This is a genomic window from Phycobacter sedimenti (assembly GCF_038148855.1).
Taxonomy (GTDB): Bacteria; Pseudomonadota; Alphaproteobacteria; order Rhodobacterales; family Rhodobacteraceae; genus Phycobacter; species Phycobacter sedimenti.
On record NZ_JBBVGR010000007.1, the window covers coordinates 158,683 to 173,592 of the forward strand.

At 64.4% G+C, this 14,910-nt stretch carries 16 protein-coding genes; 14 read left to right on the forward strand and 2 right to left on the reverse strand.

Annotation, left to right across the window (positions count from 1 at the left end):
* Window positions 1-141 precede the first annotated feature (141 nt).
* From AADA15_RS13710 to AADA15_RS13775, 14 genes are all read left to right on the forward strand, one after another.
* A complete protein-coding gene (locus AADA15_RS13710) occupies window positions 142-1,005 on the forward strand; it encodes a branched-chain amino acid aminotransferase (protein WP_341642118.1) in 864 nt (287 codons plus the stop codon).
* Window positions 998-2,068, forward strand: coding sequence for an AbrB family transcriptional regulator (locus AADA15_RS13715; RefSeq protein ID WP_341642119.1), 1,071 nt, complete (start codon window positions 998-1,000; stop codon window positions 2,066-2,068). The genes AADA15_RS13710 and AADA15_RS13715 overlap by 8 nt, the downstream gene beginning before the upstream one ends.
* Before the next feature lie 21 nt (window positions 2,069-2,089).
* Window positions 2,090-2,545 carry a universal stress protein gene (locus AADA15_RS13720; protein WP_341642120.1) on the forward strand — a complete coding sequence of 152 codons (456 nt, stop codon included), beginning with the start codon at window positions 2,090-2,092 and terminating at the stop codon, window positions 2,543-2,545.
* Between the two features lie 144 nt (window positions 2,546-2,689).
* Complete coding sequence (locus AADA15_RS13725) at window positions 2,690-3,253, forward strand: NifU family protein (RefSeq protein WP_341642121.1); 564 nt, start codon at window positions 2,690-2,692, stop codon at window positions 3,251-3,253.
* A gap of 20 nt (window positions 3,254-3,273) precedes the next feature.
* Window positions 3,274-3,870, forward strand: a complete 597-nt coding sequence (gene tsaB / locus AADA15_RS13730; protein ID WP_341642122.1) for a tRNA (adenosine(37)-N6)-threonylcarbamoyltransferase complex dimerization subunit type 1 TsaB — start codon at window positions 3,274-3,276, stop codon at window positions 3,868-3,870.
* Window positions 3,863-4,288: a GNAT family N-acetyltransferase gene (locus AADA15_RS13735; protein ID WP_341642123.1), complete on the forward strand. Its 426-nt coding sequence runs from the start codon at window positions 3,863-3,865 to the stop codon at window positions 4,286-4,288. The genes tsaB and AADA15_RS13735 overlap by 8 nt, the downstream gene beginning before the upstream one ends.
* A 159-nt stretch (window positions 4,289-4,447) precedes the next feature.
* A complete protein-coding gene (locus AADA15_RS13740; RefSeq protein WP_341642124.1) occupies window positions 4,448-5,443 on the forward strand; it encodes a BMP family lipoprotein in 996 nt (331 codons plus the stop codon).
* A 174-nt stretch (window positions 5,444-5,617) separates the two neighbouring features.
* Entirely contained in the window at window positions 5,618-7,147 is a 1,530-nt protein-coding gene (locus AADA15_RS13745) for an ABC transporter ATP-binding protein (protein WP_341642125.1), read from the forward strand.
* Window positions 7,148-8,242 carry an ABC transporter permease gene (locus tag AADA15_RS13750; RefSeq protein ID WP_341642126.1) on the forward strand — a complete coding sequence of 365 codons (1,095 nt, stop codon included), beginning with the start codon at window positions 7,148-7,150 and terminating at the stop codon, window positions 8,240-8,242. It begins immediately after the preceding gene.
* Window positions 8,242-9,249: an ABC transporter permease gene (locus tag AADA15_RS13755; RefSeq protein ID WP_341642127.1), complete on the forward strand. Its 1,008-nt coding sequence runs from the start codon at window positions 8,242-8,244 to the stop codon at window positions 9,247-9,249. The genes AADA15_RS13750 and AADA15_RS13755 overlap by 1 nt, the downstream gene beginning before the upstream one ends.
* 257 nt (window positions 9,250-9,506) lie before the next feature.
* Window positions 9,507-10,427, forward strand: a complete 921-nt coding sequence (locus AADA15_RS13760) for a sulfite exporter TauE/SafE family protein (RefSeq protein WP_341642128.1) — start codon at window positions 9,507-9,509, stop codon at window positions 10,425-10,427.
* Window positions 10,427-11,206, forward strand: a complete 780-nt coding sequence (locus AADA15_RS13765) for a TIGR02186 family protein (RefSeq protein ID WP_341642129.1) — start codon at window positions 10,427-10,429, stop codon at window positions 11,204-11,206. The genes AADA15_RS13760 and AADA15_RS13765 overlap by 1 nt, the downstream gene beginning before the upstream one ends.
* Before the next feature lie 96 nt (window positions 11,207-11,302).
* Window positions 11,303-11,719, forward strand: a complete 417-nt coding sequence (locus AADA15_RS13770) for a VOC family protein (RefSeq protein ID WP_341642130.1) — start codon at window positions 11,303-11,305, stop codon at window positions 11,717-11,719.
* Between the two features lie 122 nt (window positions 11,720-11,841).
* Entirely contained in the window at window positions 11,842-12,465 is a 624-nt protein-coding gene (locus AADA15_RS13775; RefSeq protein WP_341642131.1) for an RNA ligase family protein, read from the forward strand.
* A gap of 145 nt (window positions 12,466-12,610) precedes the next feature.
* Here AADA15_RS13775 and AADA15_RS13780 read toward each other — a convergent pair whose 3' ends face one another.
* Together AADA15_RS13780 and AADA15_RS13785 are read right to left on the reverse strand one after the other, a co-directional pair.
* Window positions 12,611-13,351 (reverse strand): SDR family oxidoreductase, encoded by a 741-nt coding sequence (locus tag AADA15_RS13780; protein WP_341642132.1) that lies wholly within the window; start codon window positions 13,349-13,351, stop codon window positions 12,611-12,613.
* Complete coding sequence (locus AADA15_RS13785) at window positions 13,348-14,883, reverse strand: ATP-dependent DNA helicase (protein ID WP_341642133.1); 1,536 nt, start codon at window positions 14,881-14,883, stop codon at window positions 13,348-13,350. The genes AADA15_RS13780 and AADA15_RS13785 overlap by 4 nt, the downstream gene beginning before the upstream one ends.
* Between the last annotated feature and the right edge of the window lie 27 nt (window positions 14,884-14,910).

Consider the following 14,910-nt stretch of genomic DNA (forward strand, 5'->3'; position numbering starts at 1 on the left):
CTGAGGCATTGCAGCGGCGCGCGGCAAACGGGCAACCTCGGCGCACAGCACTGCACCCACGGGAGAGGCAGAGGGGTACTGGACGTTGCCGGTGCAGGCTTTTAGGGTCCGGCCCAAGGCATATTCCGAAAGGCGCACCCCATGGCAGCAAGCGACACCATCCACACCTATTTCAACGGCCAATGGCACCAGGGCGATGTGCCGATCATGACCGCCGCCGATCATGCGGCCTGGCTTGGCTCCTCGATCTTTGACGGCGCACGCCTGTTTGACGGGGTGACACCGGATCTTGATCTGCACTGCGCCCGCGCCAATGCCTCTGCCGAGGCCCTGTTGATGAAGCCCACCGTGACGGTCGAGGACATGGTCGAGATCACCCGCGAGGGGCTGAAACGCTTTGCCCCCGGCGCGGCGGTCTACATCCGCCCGATGTACTGGGCCACCGACGGCGATGCGACCATGATCGCGCCCGAATCGGAAAGCACCCGGTTTGCCCTGTGCCTTGAAGAGATCCCGATGGCCCCGGCCGAGGCCAGCGCCACCCTGACCCGCACCCGGTTCCGCCGCCCGGTGCTGGAAAGCGCGGTGGTCAACGCCAAGGCCGGCTGCCTGTACCCCAACAACGCCCGCATGCTGCGCGAGGCCCGCGCCAAGGGCTTCACCAACGCACTTGTGCAGGACGCGATGGGCAATGTGGCGGAAACCGCGACCGCCAATATCTTCATGGTGCGCGATGGCGAAGTGTTCACGCCGATCGCAAACGGCACCTTCCTGGCCGGGATCACCCGCGCCCGCCACATCAAAAACCTCAAGGCAGACGGGGTAGCGGTGCATGAAACCGTCCTGACGTTCCAGGACTTCGAGGAGGCCGACGAGGTCTTCATGTCCGGCAACATGAGCAAGGTCACGCCTGTGACCGCCTTTGACGACCGGCAGTATCAGATCGGCCCCGTGGCCCGGCGCGTGCGCGAGATGTATTGGGACTGGGCCGCCACGCATGGATGAGGCGCGGCGCAGCCTCCTGACCCTAGCCGTCGGCGGGGTCGGAGCGCTGCTCGCATCCCTGATCCATATGCCCATGGCCCTGCTCGCAGGGCCTGCAATTGCCGTATCGGTTGCAAGCCTCTGGGGCGCGCCGATGAGCATCGCACCGCGCCTGCGCAACGGAGGTTTCCTGGTGATGGGGCTCAGCATCGGCTCCATGGTCAGCCCCGACAGTTTCGATGCCGTGATGCGCTGGCCGGTGGCCTTTGGACTGCTGGCCCTGCTCACGATCATCACGCCCATTGCAGGGCGCAGCCTGGTGCCGCGCCTCCTCCCGTTCGAGCGGCACGAGTCCTTTCTGGCGGCGGCTCCGGGACACCTGAGCCTGGTGATCGCCCTCGCCGACAGCCTGTCCCTGTCGCTGACGCGGCCAGTGGTTCTGGCCTCGATCCGGCTGATGGCCCTGACACTGCTGGTTCCGGTGGGGGCCGCCATGGCGGGACTGGAGATCGGCATGGGATTGCCAAGCAGCTCTGTCGTAGCTCCGTGGATCTGGATCGCAGCGCAAATCGCACTCGCCGTGACCATATCACCCTTTCTGGCCCTGATGAAACTGCCCGCCCCGACGCTGATCGCCGGGATCACGGTTGCGGCCGGCGCGCATCTTGGCGGCTGGACCGAGGGCGGTCTGCCGAGCTGGGGCGCCCAGGGCGCGCTGATCCTGATGGGGAGCCTGATCGGCACGCGGTTTACCGGCATGACATGGGGAGAGCTGCGCGACAGCCTGCTGGCGGGCGGCGTGATCGTGCTGCTGACCTGCGGATTGGCGGCGGTAGCAGCGTTTCCGGCGGCATACCTTTCGGGCTTGCCTCTGTTGGATGTCTTGCTTGGTTTTTCGCCCGGCGGGCTGGAGACAATGATCATCCTGGGTGCCGCCCTTGGCGCCGATCCGACCTTTGTGGCAGCGGCGCACCTCTTTCGCCTGTTGGTACTGGCGGTGGTGCTGATGCTTTATGCAACCCGCGTCGCCAAACGGATGCAGCGGAAAAGCGATGGACAGGGCGCGGCCCCTCGGGCAGATTGATCGGGAGTGTGGAGGGACGTGATGCGCAAATTCCTGGTTGTGCTGGATGACAGTCGCGAATGCCTGAACGCCATGCGCTTTGCCGCCATGCGGGCCGCAAGCACCGGCGGCGGCGTGGCGATCCTGTCGATTATCCCGCCCGATGAGTTCAATCACTGGATCGGCGTCGGCGAGGTCATGCGTGAAGAGGCCCGCGAACGCATCCACGCCCATTTCGAGGTCTTCGCCAAGTGGATGCGCGACCGGCAGGGCATCGACCCCGAACTGGTCATCCGCGAAGGCGAAGCCGTGCCCGAGATCCTGGCCCAGATCGATGCCGACCCCGAAATCGGCGTTCTGGTGCTGGGCGCTGGCACCGATCGCAAGGGGCCGGGACCGCTGGTCAACCAGCTCAGCAAGACTTCGGGCAGCCTGCCCGTGCCGATCACCATCGTCCCTGGCGATCTGTCCAAGGACCGGCTGGAAGCCATCACCTGAGAACACCACCCGGCGATTTCGCGGACTGGCATCCGATGTTCTGTTTTCTTGCGCAGACGGGCTTTGCGCATTTTAGAACCATTCCAAACCTTGACTTGTCTGCGCCCCGCGCGCATATCTTTCGCAGACCAACGGAGGCCTCAGATGTTCATCCAGACCGAATCCACGCCGAACCCGGCGACGCTGAAATTCCTTCCGGGACAGACCGTTCTGGAAGCAGGCACGGCCGATTTCGCAAGCCCCGAAGCGGCTGAGACCTCCCCCCTGGCCGCCCGTATCTTTGCGGTGAAGGGCGTGAGTGGCGTCTTTTTCGGCAATGACTTCGTGACCGTCACCAAGGCGGACGATGTCGAGTGGGATCACATCAAGCCTGCGATCCTGGGCGCCGTGATGGAGCATTACCAGTCCGGCCAGCCGGTCATCAACGCAGGCGGCGAACAAGCATCCGGCCACGCAGAACACACCGGCGAAGATGGCGAAATTGTGAGCCAGATCAAGGATCTGCTCGACAGCCGCGTACGCCCTGCCGTGGCGCAGGACGGCGGCGACATCACCTTCCATGGCTTTGACCGCGGCGTGGTTTACCTGCACATGCAGGGCGCCTGCGCAGGCTGCCCCTCTTCGACGCTGACCCTGAAGATGGGGATCGAGAACCTGCTGCGCCACTACATCCCCGAAGTGACCGAGGTCCGTCCCGTCGCCGTCTGAGCGACACGAAAGGATACGAGATGACCGCCGAACCGCTGGTTCTGGGTTTCGACACATCGGCCGCGCATTGCGCGGCCGCTTTGCTGCGGGGTGACACCGTTGTGGCAGAAGCGCTGGAGCCGATGACACGCGGCCAGGCAGAACGGCTGATGCCGCTTCTGGAAGAGCTTTTGGCGCAAGGCGGCGTCACATGGGCGGATCTGGACGCCATCGGCGTCGGTGTCGGCCCCGGCAATTTCACCGGCATCCGCATCGCCGTCTCCGCCGCACGCGGGCTGGCGCTGGGGCTGGAAATTCCCGCCATCGGCATCGACGGGTTCGAGGCGCGCGCCAAGCAGGGAACCCTGCCCGCAATCCCTGCCCCGCGTGATCAGGTCTATGCTGCGCTGCCGGATCAGGCACCGCGTCTGATGCCCCGCCAGGAGGCCGAAGACGCCGCGCGCGGTGCCCGGCTGACCTTTGCGCCAGAGGCCTCCCCCGCGGGGATGGCCGCAGCCATTGCGCGCATTGCAGCGGCGCGCAAGGACGAAAAGCCAGTTCCCCCGGCGCCGCTTTATCTGCGCGCGGCGGATGCAGCCCCCTCACGCGATGTACCGCCACAGCTGATCGATGGCTGATGCGCCGACACCGGAAGAGATGGCCGCCACCCATGCGGCGGCCTTTACCCAGTCGCGCCCCTGGAGCGCCGAGGAATTCGCTGCCCTGCTGGACAGCTCTCTGACCTTTGCCGCAGGCGATGCGCGATGCTTCGCGCTGGTGCGCGTCGTGGCCGATGAGGCCGAGCTCCTGACCATCGCCACCGATCCCGCCCACCAGCGTCAGGGCCTCGCCCGCCGGGCCATGGACACCTGGCAGCACGCGGCCGCAGCGCGCGGCGCAAGCGAAGCCTTTCTGGAGGTGGCAGCCGACAACATGCCCGCACAGGCCCTGTACCAGAGCTGTGGATTCGCGCACTGCGGCCGCCGGGCCGGATATTACGCGCGCAAAGACGCGCCCGCAGTGGATGCCGTGCTGATGCGGCGCAGCTTACGTTAGGCCATCTGCCCGGATTTCCACCGATTGGTCAAAAAGCGGTTGACCCTGTCCTAGCCCTGCGGGCTAAATTGCCGCACCTAGACCCTGTTCCCGGACAACCTATATGCCGGGTGGCCGGGCACCGGCCTTAACAATTAAAAACAACTTGGGAGTATCCACATGAGCCTGATGAAATCCCTGATGGGCGCATCGGCGGCACTGGCACTGACCGCAGGCGCGGCGCTGGCCGAACCGGCGCTGATCTTTGACCTTGGCGGCAAGTTCGACAAATCCTTCAACGAAGCGGCCTTCAACGGGGCAAAACGCTGGGCCGAGGAAACCGGAAACAGCTTCCGCGAAATCGAACTGCAGTCCGAAGCCCAGCGCGAGCAGGCCCTGCGCCGCTTTGCCGAAGCAGGCTCGAACCCGATCGTGATGGCAGGCTTTGCCTTTGCCGACGCACTGGGCCAGGTCGCTGCCGACTACCCGGACACCAAATTCACCATCATCGACATGGTCGTCGACCAGCCCAACGTGCGCTCGGTCGTCTTCAACGAGCATGAAGGCTCCTACCTCGTCGGCATGATGGCAGCCGAGGCGTCGAAATCCGGCACCGTCGGCTTCATCGGCGGCATGGACATTCCGCTCATCCGCAAATTCGCCTGCGGCTATGCGCAGGGCGTGATGGCGGCCAACCCCGACGCCAAGGTCATCGCCAATATGACCGGCACCACCCCGGCGGCCTGGAACGACCCGGTGAAGGGCTCCGAGCTGACCAAGGCGCAGATCAGCCAGGGCGCTGACGTGGTCTATGCGGCTGCGGGCGGCACCGGTGTTGGCGTTCTTCAGACCGCCGCAGACGAGGACATCCTGTCGATCGGTGTGGACAGCAACCAGAATCACCTGCACCCAGGCAAGGTGCTGACCTCGATGATGAAACGCGTGGACAACGCGGTCTACGAGGCCTTCAGCGATGGCCCCGACATGGAGACCGGTTTCTCGGTCATGGGTCTGGCCAATGGCGGTGTCGGCTATGCGCTGGACGACAACAACGCACCGCTGGTCTCGGCTGAAATGCAGGCCATGGTGGACGATGCTGCGGCCAAGATCGCCTCGGGTGAGTTGAAAGTGCATGACTACATGTCCGACGACAGCTGCCCGGCGCTGACGTTCTGATCAGTTCGCGCTCCGGCCCCGCGCACTGCGCGGGATCGGGGCCAGTTCTGCCCGGAGGCTGCCCTGAACGCCGCCTCCGGGTTTGGTTTTTATGACCCTTTCGGCAAAGCGCTCTGCCGATACCGTGGATCTCTGGCCCACCGGGGCACTCCACGAGACTGTTGAGGAGCCAGAATGACGGCACCAGCGATTGAACTCAAAGGCATCTCCAAAGCCTTTGGCCCGGTCCAGGCAAACAAGGACATCTCCATCAGCGTCGCCCCCGGCACGATCCACGGGATCATCGGTGAAAACGGCGCAGGCAAATCCACGCTGATGAGCATTCTTTACGGGTTCTACAAAGCCGACCGCGGCGAGATCTGGATCAACGGCCAACGGACCGAGATCCCCGACAGCCAGGCCGCCATCGCTGCAGGCATCGGCATGGTGTTCCAGCATTTCAAGCTGGTGGAGAATTTCACGGTGCTGGAAAACATCGTCCTTGGCGCCGAGGACAGCGGGCTTCTGATGCCCTCGCTGCGCCGCGCCCGCAAGGAGCTGAAGGCGCTGGAAGAGGAATACGAGCTGTTCGTGGATCCGGACAAGCGCATCGACGAGATCGGTGTCGGCATGCAGCAGCGGGTCGAGATCCTCAAAGCGCTATACCGCAAGGCCGAGATCCTGATCCTGGATGAACCCACCGGCGTTCTGACCCCGGCCGAGGCCGACCAGCTGTTCCGCATCCTCGACCGGCTGCGCGCCGAAGGAAAAACCATCATCCTGATCACCCACAAGCTGCGCGAGATCATGGAAGCCACGGATACCGTCAGCGTCATGCGCCGCGGCGAGATGACCGCAACCGTCAAGACCTCCGAGACCAACCCCGAACATCTGGCCGAGCTGATGGTGGGTCGAAAGGTGCTCTTGCGCGTCGATAAGGTGCCCGCCCAGCCCGGCAAGCCGATCCTGGAGGTGGAGAACCTGCGCGTCGTCGACGAGGCAGGCGTGGAGCGCGTCAAAGGCATCGACCTCTCCGTGCGCGCCGGAGAGATCCTCGGCATTGCGGGCGTTGCGGGCAACGGTCAGTCCGAACTCCTTGAGGTGCTGGGCGGCATGCGCCCCGGCACCGGCAGCATTCGCCTGAATGGCCAGCCCCTGCCCCTGTCTGGCGCGGGATCGGACGGGCGCGCACGCCGCGCCGCCCATGTGGCCCATGTCCCCGAGGACCGCCAGCGCGAGGGCCTGATCATGGACTTCCACGCTTGGGAAAACGTCGCCTTCGGCTATCACCACGCGCCGGAATACCAGCGCGGCCTGTTGATGGACAACGCCGCCCTGCGCGCCGACACTGCCGCCAAGATGGAAAAATTCGACGTCCGCCCACCAGATCCCTGGCTTGCCGCCAAGAATTTCTCGGGCGGCAACCAGCAGAAGATCGTCGTGGCCCGCGAGATCGAGCGCAACCCGGATCTGTTGCTGATCGGCCAACCGACGCGCGGCGTCGACATTGGCGCCATCGAATTCATTCACAAGCAGATCGTTGCCTTGCGCGATCAGGGCAAGGCGATCCTGCTGGTTTCGGTCGAGCTGGAAGAGATCCTGTCCCTCTCGGACCGGGTTGCGGTGATGTTTGACGGCATGATCATGGGCGAGCGCGCCGCAGATCAGACCGACGAGAAGGAACTGGGCCTTCTGATGGCCGGTGTCGCGGGGGAGGCCGCGTAAATGGACAAGATGCCGAAATGGGCCGATGTGGTCCTGATCCCTCTGATCAGCCTGCTGCTGGCGGCGATCCTTTCTGCCCTTGTGATCCTGGCCATCGGCGAAGACCCGGTTGCCGCGGTCAAGATGATGGTGACGGGTGCCCTGGGGTCCACCTATGGCTGGGGCTATACGCTGTATTACGCGACTAATTTCCTGTTCACCGGCCTTGCCGTTGCGGTGGCCTTCCATGCCCGCATGTTCAACATCGGCGGCGAAGGTCAGGCCATGCTGGGGGGGCTTGGTGTTGCCCTTGTCTGCCTTTACATCCCCTGGCCGCACTGGTCGATCGCGCTGGTCTTTGCCACCCTCGGCGCGGCCATCTTTGGCGCGGCCTGGGCCGCGATTCCGGCCTATCTGCAGGCCAAGCGCGGCAGCCATATCGTGATCACCACCATCATGTTCAACTTCATCGCCGCTGCGGTGCTGAACTACGTGCTGGTCAATGTATTGAAGCCCGCTGGCGCCATGGATCCGGCCACCGCCCGATTTGCCGAGGCGGTGCACCTGCCCAGCCTGCATGAACTGCTGGCACCCTTCGGGATCAATTTCTCCAAATCCGCACCCGCCAACGTCAGTCTTCTGGTGGCCGTGGCCGCCTGTTTCGCCGTCTGGCTGCTGATCTGGCGCACGCGTCTGGGGTATGAGATCCGCGCCTATGGCCATTCGGAACCCGGCGCGCTTTATGCCGGGATTTCGCCCGTGAAGATCACCATGATCGCCATGCTGATCTCGGGCGGTCTTGCCGGCATGATGGCGATCAACAACGTGATGGGAGAGGCCGAGCGTCTGGTGCTGAACTCCACCGAGGGCGCCGGGTTCATCGGCATCGCCGTGGCGCTGATGGGCCGCAGCCATCCCTTTGGCGTGTTCCTTGCCGCAATCCTGTTCGGGTTCCTCTATCAGGGCGGGGCGGAACTTGCGCTCTGGACCTCGATCCCGCGCGAATTGATCGTTGTGATCCAGGCGCTTGTGATCCTCTTTACCGGCGCGCTCGACAACATGGTGCGGATGCCGCTTGAAAAACTCTTCCTTGCCTTTCGGAAGGAGAAAGCCTGATGGATGCCCTGACAATCATCCAGGTGCTGGACAGCACCATCCGTCTGGCGACACCGCTCCTGCTCGCCTGTCTGGCCGGGCTTTATTCGGAACGCGCGGGCGTCTTCGACATCGGCCTTGAGGGCAAGATGCTGATGGCGGCCTTCTTTTCCGCCGCCGTCGCTGCAATGACCGGCAACGTCTGGCTGGGACTGCTCTCGGGCATCGCCTCCTCGCTGGTGCTGGCGGGCTTGCACGGGGTGGCCTCGATCACCTTCCGTGGCAATCAGCTGATCTCGGGCGTTGCCATCAACTTCCTGGCCGCCGGCATGACCGTTCTGATCGCGCAGGACTGGTTCCAGCAGGGCGGGCGCACGCCCTCGCTGCTGGCCGAGGGACGCTTTGGCGGGATCGAGCTGCCCTTTGCCATCGGTCCCAGCGATGCGGCTGAGGCGGGACGCCCCCTGTCCGAGCTGATCGCCGAGGCTGGCATGATCCAGCAGATCTACTCCGAACTGCTATCGGGCCATTCGATCCTGGTCTATGCGGCCTTCCTCTGCGTACCGCTCACCTGGTGGGTGCTGTTCCGCACCCGCTTCGGCCTGCGCCTGCGCGCCGTGGGGGAGAACCCGGCGGCCGTGGATACCGCCGGTGTGTCCGTGGTGGGGCTGCGCTTTGCGGCCGTCGCGATCTGCGGGTTGTTGTGCGGCATCGCGGGCGCCTATCTGGCAACGGCCCTGCAGGCCGGTTTCGTCAAGGACATGACGGCGGGGCGCGGCTTCATCGCGCTGGCCGCGCTGATCTTTGCCAAATGGCGCCCCTGGCATGCGATGGGGGCCTGCCTCCTGTTCGGCCTTTTGCAGGCGGTGGCGCTACGGTTCCAGAACATCGAACTTGGCAGCATCACCATTCCGGTGCAGGCGATGGACGCCCTTCCTTATATCCTGACCGTGGTGATCCTTGCCGGTTTTGTCGGCAAGGCGATCCCGCCCCGTGCGGGTGGTGAGCCTTACGTGAAAGAGCGCTGAAGCTGCCCTTTTTCCGTTCTGACGATGAAACCGCCCGGTGCCGCACCGGGCGGTTTTGCTATGGCGCTGCCGCGCTGCGCCTCGGCGCAGCGCCACGCCCAAGGCCGCCAAGGGGGCTCTGGCGCAGCCAGACCACCTGCGGGCGCGGGAGCGCCCCCATCGCGGATAAGTCCAGATCGGATCGGAATATCGGTCCTGAATGCTGCGGGGCGGCATAGCCAGTTGATTTTGCCCCGGCAAAGCGCTCTAACTGATTCATGCAGATCTACCTTCCCATCGCCGAGGTCTCGGTCAACGCCTTCCTTCTTCTGGGCCTCGGAGGAATAGTGGGTATTCTGTCCGGCATGTTCGGCGTGGGCGGCGGCTTTTTGATGACGCCGCTTCTGTTTTTCATCGGCATTCCCCCGGCGGTGGCCGTTGCAACCGAAGCGAACCAGATCGTCGCCTCGTCCTTTTCCGGCGTCCTCGCCCATTTCCGAAGGCGCACCGTCGACATAAAGATGGGACTTGTCTTGCAGGCCGGCGGCCTGATTGGTGCCGCCCTGGGTGTCGTCGTCTTCAACCACCTCAAACAGCTCGGCCAGGTCGATCTGCTGGTCAAGCTCTGCTATGTCGTCTTTCTTGGCGTCGTGGGCGGGCTGATGTTCGTCGAAAGCCTCAATGCCCTGCGCAAATCCCGCAAGGCGGGCGGCGGCGCGCCGGTGCGGCGCCAACGCGGCTGGGTCCATGCCCTGCCCTTCAAGATGCGCTTCCGCACCTCCGGTCTTTATATCTCGGTGATCCCGCCGGTGCTGGTCGGTGTCGCCGTGGGCATCCTGGCCGCCATCATGGGTGTGGGCGGCGGCTTCATCATGGTGCCTGCGATGATCTATATCCTTGGCATGCCCACCAAGGTCGTGGTCGGCACCTCGCTGTTCCAGATCATCCTTGTGACCGGCTTCACCACCATGCTGCATGCCACCACCAACTACACGGTCGATATCGTACTGGCGGTGCTGCTGCTGGTGGGCGGCGTCATCGGCGCCCAGATCGGCACACGCATCGGCACCTACCTCAAGGCCGAGCAGCTGCGGATCCTTTTGGCGATCATGGTCCTGGCCGTGTGCGGCAAATTGGGCCTCGACCTTCTCATCATGCCGGACGAGCTGTTCTCGCTCGGCGTCGCGGGGGGTCACTGATGCGCCGCCTGCTGCCCCTTCTGCTCTGCGCCCTGCTTGGCGCGACATCCCTCCCCGCCGCCGAAGCGCGCGAAGAGGTCGTTCTCGGCCTCAGCCAGAACCGCGTTGCGATCACCGCCGATTTCGACGGCTCCGAGATCCTGATCTTTGGCGCGGTGAAGCGCGAAACGCCCATCCCCGACACCGACCCGCTGGAGGTGATCGTCACTGTCTCAGGTCCTTCTTCTCCGGTCGTGGTGCGCCGCAAGGAGAAAAAGCTCGGCATCTGGGTCAACGCCGACAGCGTCCTGGTCGACTCCGCCCCCAGTTTCTACGCCGTGGCCACCAGCGGCCCGTTCGGGGCCGTGCTCAGCGATACAGAGGATCTGCGCCACCGCGTTTCGGTCGAACGCGCCATCTTCTCGGTCGGGGCGGCGATGAACATCCGCGGTGCCCAGGAGTTCGCCGATGCCGTGGTACGGATCCGCCAGGAGGACGGGCTCTATTCCCTGCGCCCCAATACGGTTGCCGTCGATCAACAGACCCTGTTCCGCACCGCCATCAACATGCCCGCGAACCTCACCGAAGGTGCCTACACGACCCGCGTCCTCCTGACCCGTGGCGGGCAGGTGGTCTCGTCCTTCGAGACCGAAATCGACGTGCGCAAGGTGGGGCTTGAGCGGTTCCTCTATGCGCTCTCGCGCGAACAGCCCTTCATCTACGGGATCATGTCGCTGGTGATCGCCGTCCTCGCAGGCTGGGGCGCCTCGGCAGCCTTCCAGCTGCTGCGGGACCGGTAGGCGGACGGTGCCGTACCTGCATGTCGGGTCTCATTCCGGACCCCCCTTGAGATTTCACCCAAGGACTAAGGTCTATCGCGCAAAGGGACAGATTGCATGATCGCCTATGTGACCGTGGGTGCTGATGACATTCCGCGCGCCAAACAGTTCTATTCCGCCTTCCTGCCCGCCCTTGGCTATGTGCTGTCGGAAGGGTCCGAGGGCCTAAGCTATGCCTTGCCGGTGCAGCCCGGCCAGCGGCCCACTCTGCCTGATTTCTACGTCAAACCTCCCTTCAATGGCGAAGCGGCCTCGCCCGGAAACGGGGCGATGGTCGCCTTCGAGGCGCGCAGCCAAGGCCAGGTCCGCAGGCTCCATGCCGCCGCGCTGGCGGCAGGCGGCTCTGACGAAGGACAACCGGGCTTTCGCGCCGCCTATGGCCCCCGGTTCTTTGTCGGCTACCTGCGCGACCCGCAAGGCAACAAGATCGCCTTGTTTTCGAGTAACCCGGACGAGCCGGGGCGGGATGACTGACCCTTGCCAGCAGGGCTGCAACACCCCCTTCATCCGTCTGCCAATGGTCGTTACGCTGGGCTAAAGGCGGTCCATCGCCCCCCCCATTGGTCATTCACCGATTTTGCAAAGGCGCTCTTTTCATGTCCACGAAATACGGTCGCACCTTTCACCTGCCCAGCTCTCCCGGTGCCACGTCTGACGACAAGATCATGACAGATCTGTCGCAGCTACTGGCGTCGCCAGAGGTCGTGGCAACCGAGAAAATGGATGGCGAGAACACCACCATCCATTCCGGCGGCTGTCACCCGCGCAGCCCGGACGCCAGATACCATCCCTCCCGCGATTGGATGAAGGCTTTTGCCGCAGGTATCTCGCCGCAACTGGCCAAGGATGAGCGGATCGTCGGAGAATACCTCTACGCACGTCATTCCATCGCCTATGACGCCCTGCCCACCTACTTCATGGGCTTTGCATGGATTCTCGGAGACGTGGTGCAGAGCTGGGAGGATACCCAAGCCCGATTTGCCGAACTCGGTATCACCAGCGTCCCACCAGTTTACCGAGGTCCGTTTTCAATCCCTCTGATCGACCAGCTGGTCGCGCAAATGGACTTTGACCGGCAAGAGGGCTTTGTCATCCGAACGACCGCCCCTTTTTCAGAAGCTCAGATGGCCGCCCGCCTTGGCAAATACGTGCGCGCAGACCACGTGCAAAGTGACATCCACTGGATGAAAGCCGAGCTTGTGAAGAACGGCCTCGCATGATCAAGGCCTGACAGCCCTCAAAACTCTCTGTGTGCCCGAAACCTCTCCACACCCGCACCGCGCGCCCCGCGCGGTGCCGGGCCCAACGGGATGAGGGCTGCGCAAGCAGCTTGAAGACGGGCGGGAGTGCCCCGCCCTGCCGTTCTCAGCCGCGGCCGATATAGGGCATCTTGGTCGCCATCACGGTCATGAACTGAACATTCGCTTCCAGCGGCAGCTCGGCCATGTGCAGGACCGAGCGCGCCGCGTCCTCTACCGCGAAGGTCTGCATCGCCTCGCCTTCGGGGTTGGCCATGGAATGACGATGGCTCAGATCCTCCACCATGGGCGTGCGCGCATTGCCGATATCGATCTGGCCGCAGGCGATGTCAAAGGGGCGGCCGTCCAGCGACAGGCTGCGCGTCAGGCCGGTGATCGCCGCCTTGGTCGCCGAATAGGGCACCGAACCGGGGCGCGGCACATGGGCGGCGATGGAGCCGTTGTTGATGATCCGCCCGCCCTGCGGCGCCTGGTGGCGCATCTGCCGGAAGGCCGCCCGAGCGGCGAGGAACATGCCCGTAAGGTTCACGTTCACGGCAGCGTGCCAGTCTTCCAGCGCGATCTCGTCGATGGTGCCCGGCGGAGTAAAAATTCCGGCGTTGTTGAACAGCACATCGAGCCGCCCCGCCTGCATCACGAAGCTGTTCACGGCGTGATCCACTGCGACCGGGTCGGTCACATCGGCGGGCACCACATAGGCGCTGTCATGCCCCAGCGCCACATCCGTCAGCTTGTCCGCGCGCCGCGCCAAGAGGCCCACGGACCAGCCCTGCGTCAGGAAAAGTTCCGCCACCGCCTTGCCAATGCCCGAGCTGGCGCCCGTGATCAGGATCGTCTTTCGGCTCATATCGCGGCTTCCTCCTCTGCCTCTAGTGTCAATGCGGCCACCGGGGCGGCGCGCAGATCATCCACACGCAGCGGCCCCGAAGGTTTGGCCAGCCGGTTGCGCACCACCCAGATCAGCCGCTCCTGCGCACGGGTGATCGCCACATAGGCAAGCCGCTTCCACAGGGGCTGACCGGCCTCGACGCGACCCATGCGGGCGGCGGCATAAATGTCAGGGGCAAAGACCTGCGCGGTCTCCCATTGCGACCCTTGCGCCTTGTGAATGGTCACTGCCGCGCCATGAAGGAAGGTCGCCCCCATCCGCGCGGCGTAAGGGATGAACGGCTCTTCCTCGTCCGGTTTTTCGATCTTCACGATAGAGGCGGCCGAGACCTGCGGGTCTTCGGCGCCCATCACATGCAGGCGCGAAAAGCCGGGCTTGCGCCCCGGGCCGAGATAGATCACCTGCGCGCCCTTGATCAGCCCGCGCGCCTCAAGATCGAGCCGTTTCTTGCGGTGCTTGAGCGGCAGCTCGATTCCGTCACAGATCAGCGGCTCCCCCTCGATCAGCGCATCCTCGGGCGCGCCATGAACAGAGCGAAAGGCGTTGATCAGCCGGATGCGCGTTGCGTTGCGCCAGACCAGCACCGGAGAGCGCGCCATCAGGTCCACCTCGACCCGCTGGCCCCAGACCACGCGGGGATCGCGGCGGGCAGTGTCTTCGACCATGCGCTCGAAGTCTTCGAAGCTCAGCTGCGGGTCGGCCAGCGCATGGGCCAGGTCCAGGATCGGGTTGTCCGCCTCCTGCCGGTGAATGCGGCTGAGAACCAGCTTGCGCGGCTCGGGCAGCCCGTCAAAGACCATGGCGCCGGACTGGTTCACCGGTGCCAGCTGCGCCGGGTCGCCAAACAGCAGGAGAGTCGGGAAAATCTCCTTCAGGTCCTCGAACTGGCGATCGTCCAGCATCGAGGCCTCATCGACAAAACCGATGTCCAGGGGCTCCTCGCGGCGCTTCCAGCCGGTGATGAAATCCGATCCGCGCAGACCAGCGGCAGCCAGGGCGCCGGGGATCGACTTGTTGCGCTCGTAAAAGGCGGCAGCACGGGCCAGCGCCTCTTCGGTGAGGCCCTCGATGTCTGGCTCGTCGCCATTGCCCGCCAGCCATTCGGCGATGCGTTCGAATTCGGGGTCATAGACAGGGGTATAAAGGATGCGGTGGATCGTGGTCGCGGGCACCCCGCGCAGGCGCAAGACGCTGGCGGCCTTGTTGGTGGGCGCGAGGATCGCAAGGGTGCGTTTGCCGGTCTTCTTGCGGCTTTCGTAATCGCCCGAAACCACCTCGACACCGGCCTGTTCCAGCGCTTTGTAGAGTTCGGCCAGAAGGAGCGTTTTGCCCGACCCGGCCTTGCCGATCACAGCCATCACCCCGGCATCGCCGCGCGGCGGGTGCAAAAGCCCATCGTCCAGGTCGACACCGGCCTGGCGCAAGAGCGCGGTCACGCTGTCATAGGCCGTGGCCTGATCATCAGAGAACTGGATAAGAGGCTGTGTCATGGCGCGACATTACAGCCGGTGGGTCGG

What these genes read in the sequence shown, in the direction of transcription:
- AADA15_RS13740 (WP_341642124.1), top strand. Translation starts at nt 4,448, where the DNA reads ATGAGCCTGATGAAATCCCTGATGGGCGCATCGGCGGCACTGGCACTG.
- tsaB (WP_341642122.1), top strand. Translation starts at nt 3,274, where the DNA reads ATGACCGCCGAACCGCTGGTTCTGGGTTTCGACACATCGGCCGCGCAT.
- AADA15_RS13755 (WP_341642127.1), top strand. Translation starts at nt 8,242, where the DNA reads ATGGATGCCCTGACAATCATCCAGGTGCTGGACAGCACCATCCGTCTG.
- AADA15_RS13710 (WP_341642118.1), top strand. Translation starts at nt 142, where the DNA reads ATGGCAGCAAGCGACACCATCCACACCTATTTCAACGGCCAATGGCAC.
- AADA15_RS13760 (WP_341642128.1), top strand. Translation starts at nt 9,507, where the DNA reads ATGCAGATCTACCTTCCCATCGCCGAGGTCTCGGTCAACGCCTTCCTT.
- AADA15_RS13770 (WP_341642130.1), top strand. Translation starts at nt 11,303, where the DNA reads ATGATCGCCTATGTGACCGTGGGTGCTGATGACATTCCGCGCGCCAAA.
- AADA15_RS13725 (WP_341642121.1), top strand. Translation starts at nt 2,690, where the DNA reads ATGTTCATCCAGACCGAATCCACGCCGAACCCGGCGACGCTGAAATTC.
- AADA15_RS13715 (WP_341642119.1), top strand. Translation starts at nt 998, where the DNA reads ATGGATGAGGCGCGGCGCAGCCTCCTGACCCTAGCCGTCGGCGGGGTC.
- AADA15_RS13785 (WP_341642133.1), bottom strand. Translation starts at nt 14,883, where the DNA reads ATGACACAGCCTCTTATCCAGTTCTCTGATGATCAGGCCACGGCCTAT.
- AADA15_RS13745 (WP_341642125.1), top strand. Translation starts at nt 5,618, where the DNA reads ATGACGGCACCAGCGATTGAACTCAAAGGCATCTCCAAAGCCTTTGGC.
- AADA15_RS13720 (WP_341642120.1), top strand. Translation starts at nt 2,090, where the DNA reads ATGCGCAAATTCCTGGTTGTGCTGGATGACAGTCGCGAATGCCTGAAC.
- AADA15_RS13775 (WP_341642131.1), top strand. Translation starts at nt 11,842, where the DNA reads ATGTCCACGAAATACGGTCGCACCTTTCACCTGCCCAGCTCTCCCGGT.
- AADA15_RS13750 (WP_341642126.1), top strand. Translation starts at nt 7,148, where the DNA reads ATGGACAAGATGCCGAAATGGGCCGATGTGGTCCTGATCCCTCTGATC.
- AADA15_RS13765 (WP_341642129.1), top strand. Translation starts at nt 10,427, where the DNA reads ATGCGCCGCCTGCTGCCCCTTCTGCTCTGCGCCCTGCTTGGCGCGACA.
- AADA15_RS13735 (WP_341642123.1), top strand. Translation starts at nt 3,863, where the DNA reads ATGGCTGATGCGCCGACACCGGAAGAGATGGCCGCCACCCATGCGGCG.
- AADA15_RS13780 (WP_341642132.1), bottom strand. Translation starts at nt 13,351, where the DNA reads ATGAGCCGAAAGACGATCCTGATCACGGGCGCCAGCTCGGGCATTGGC.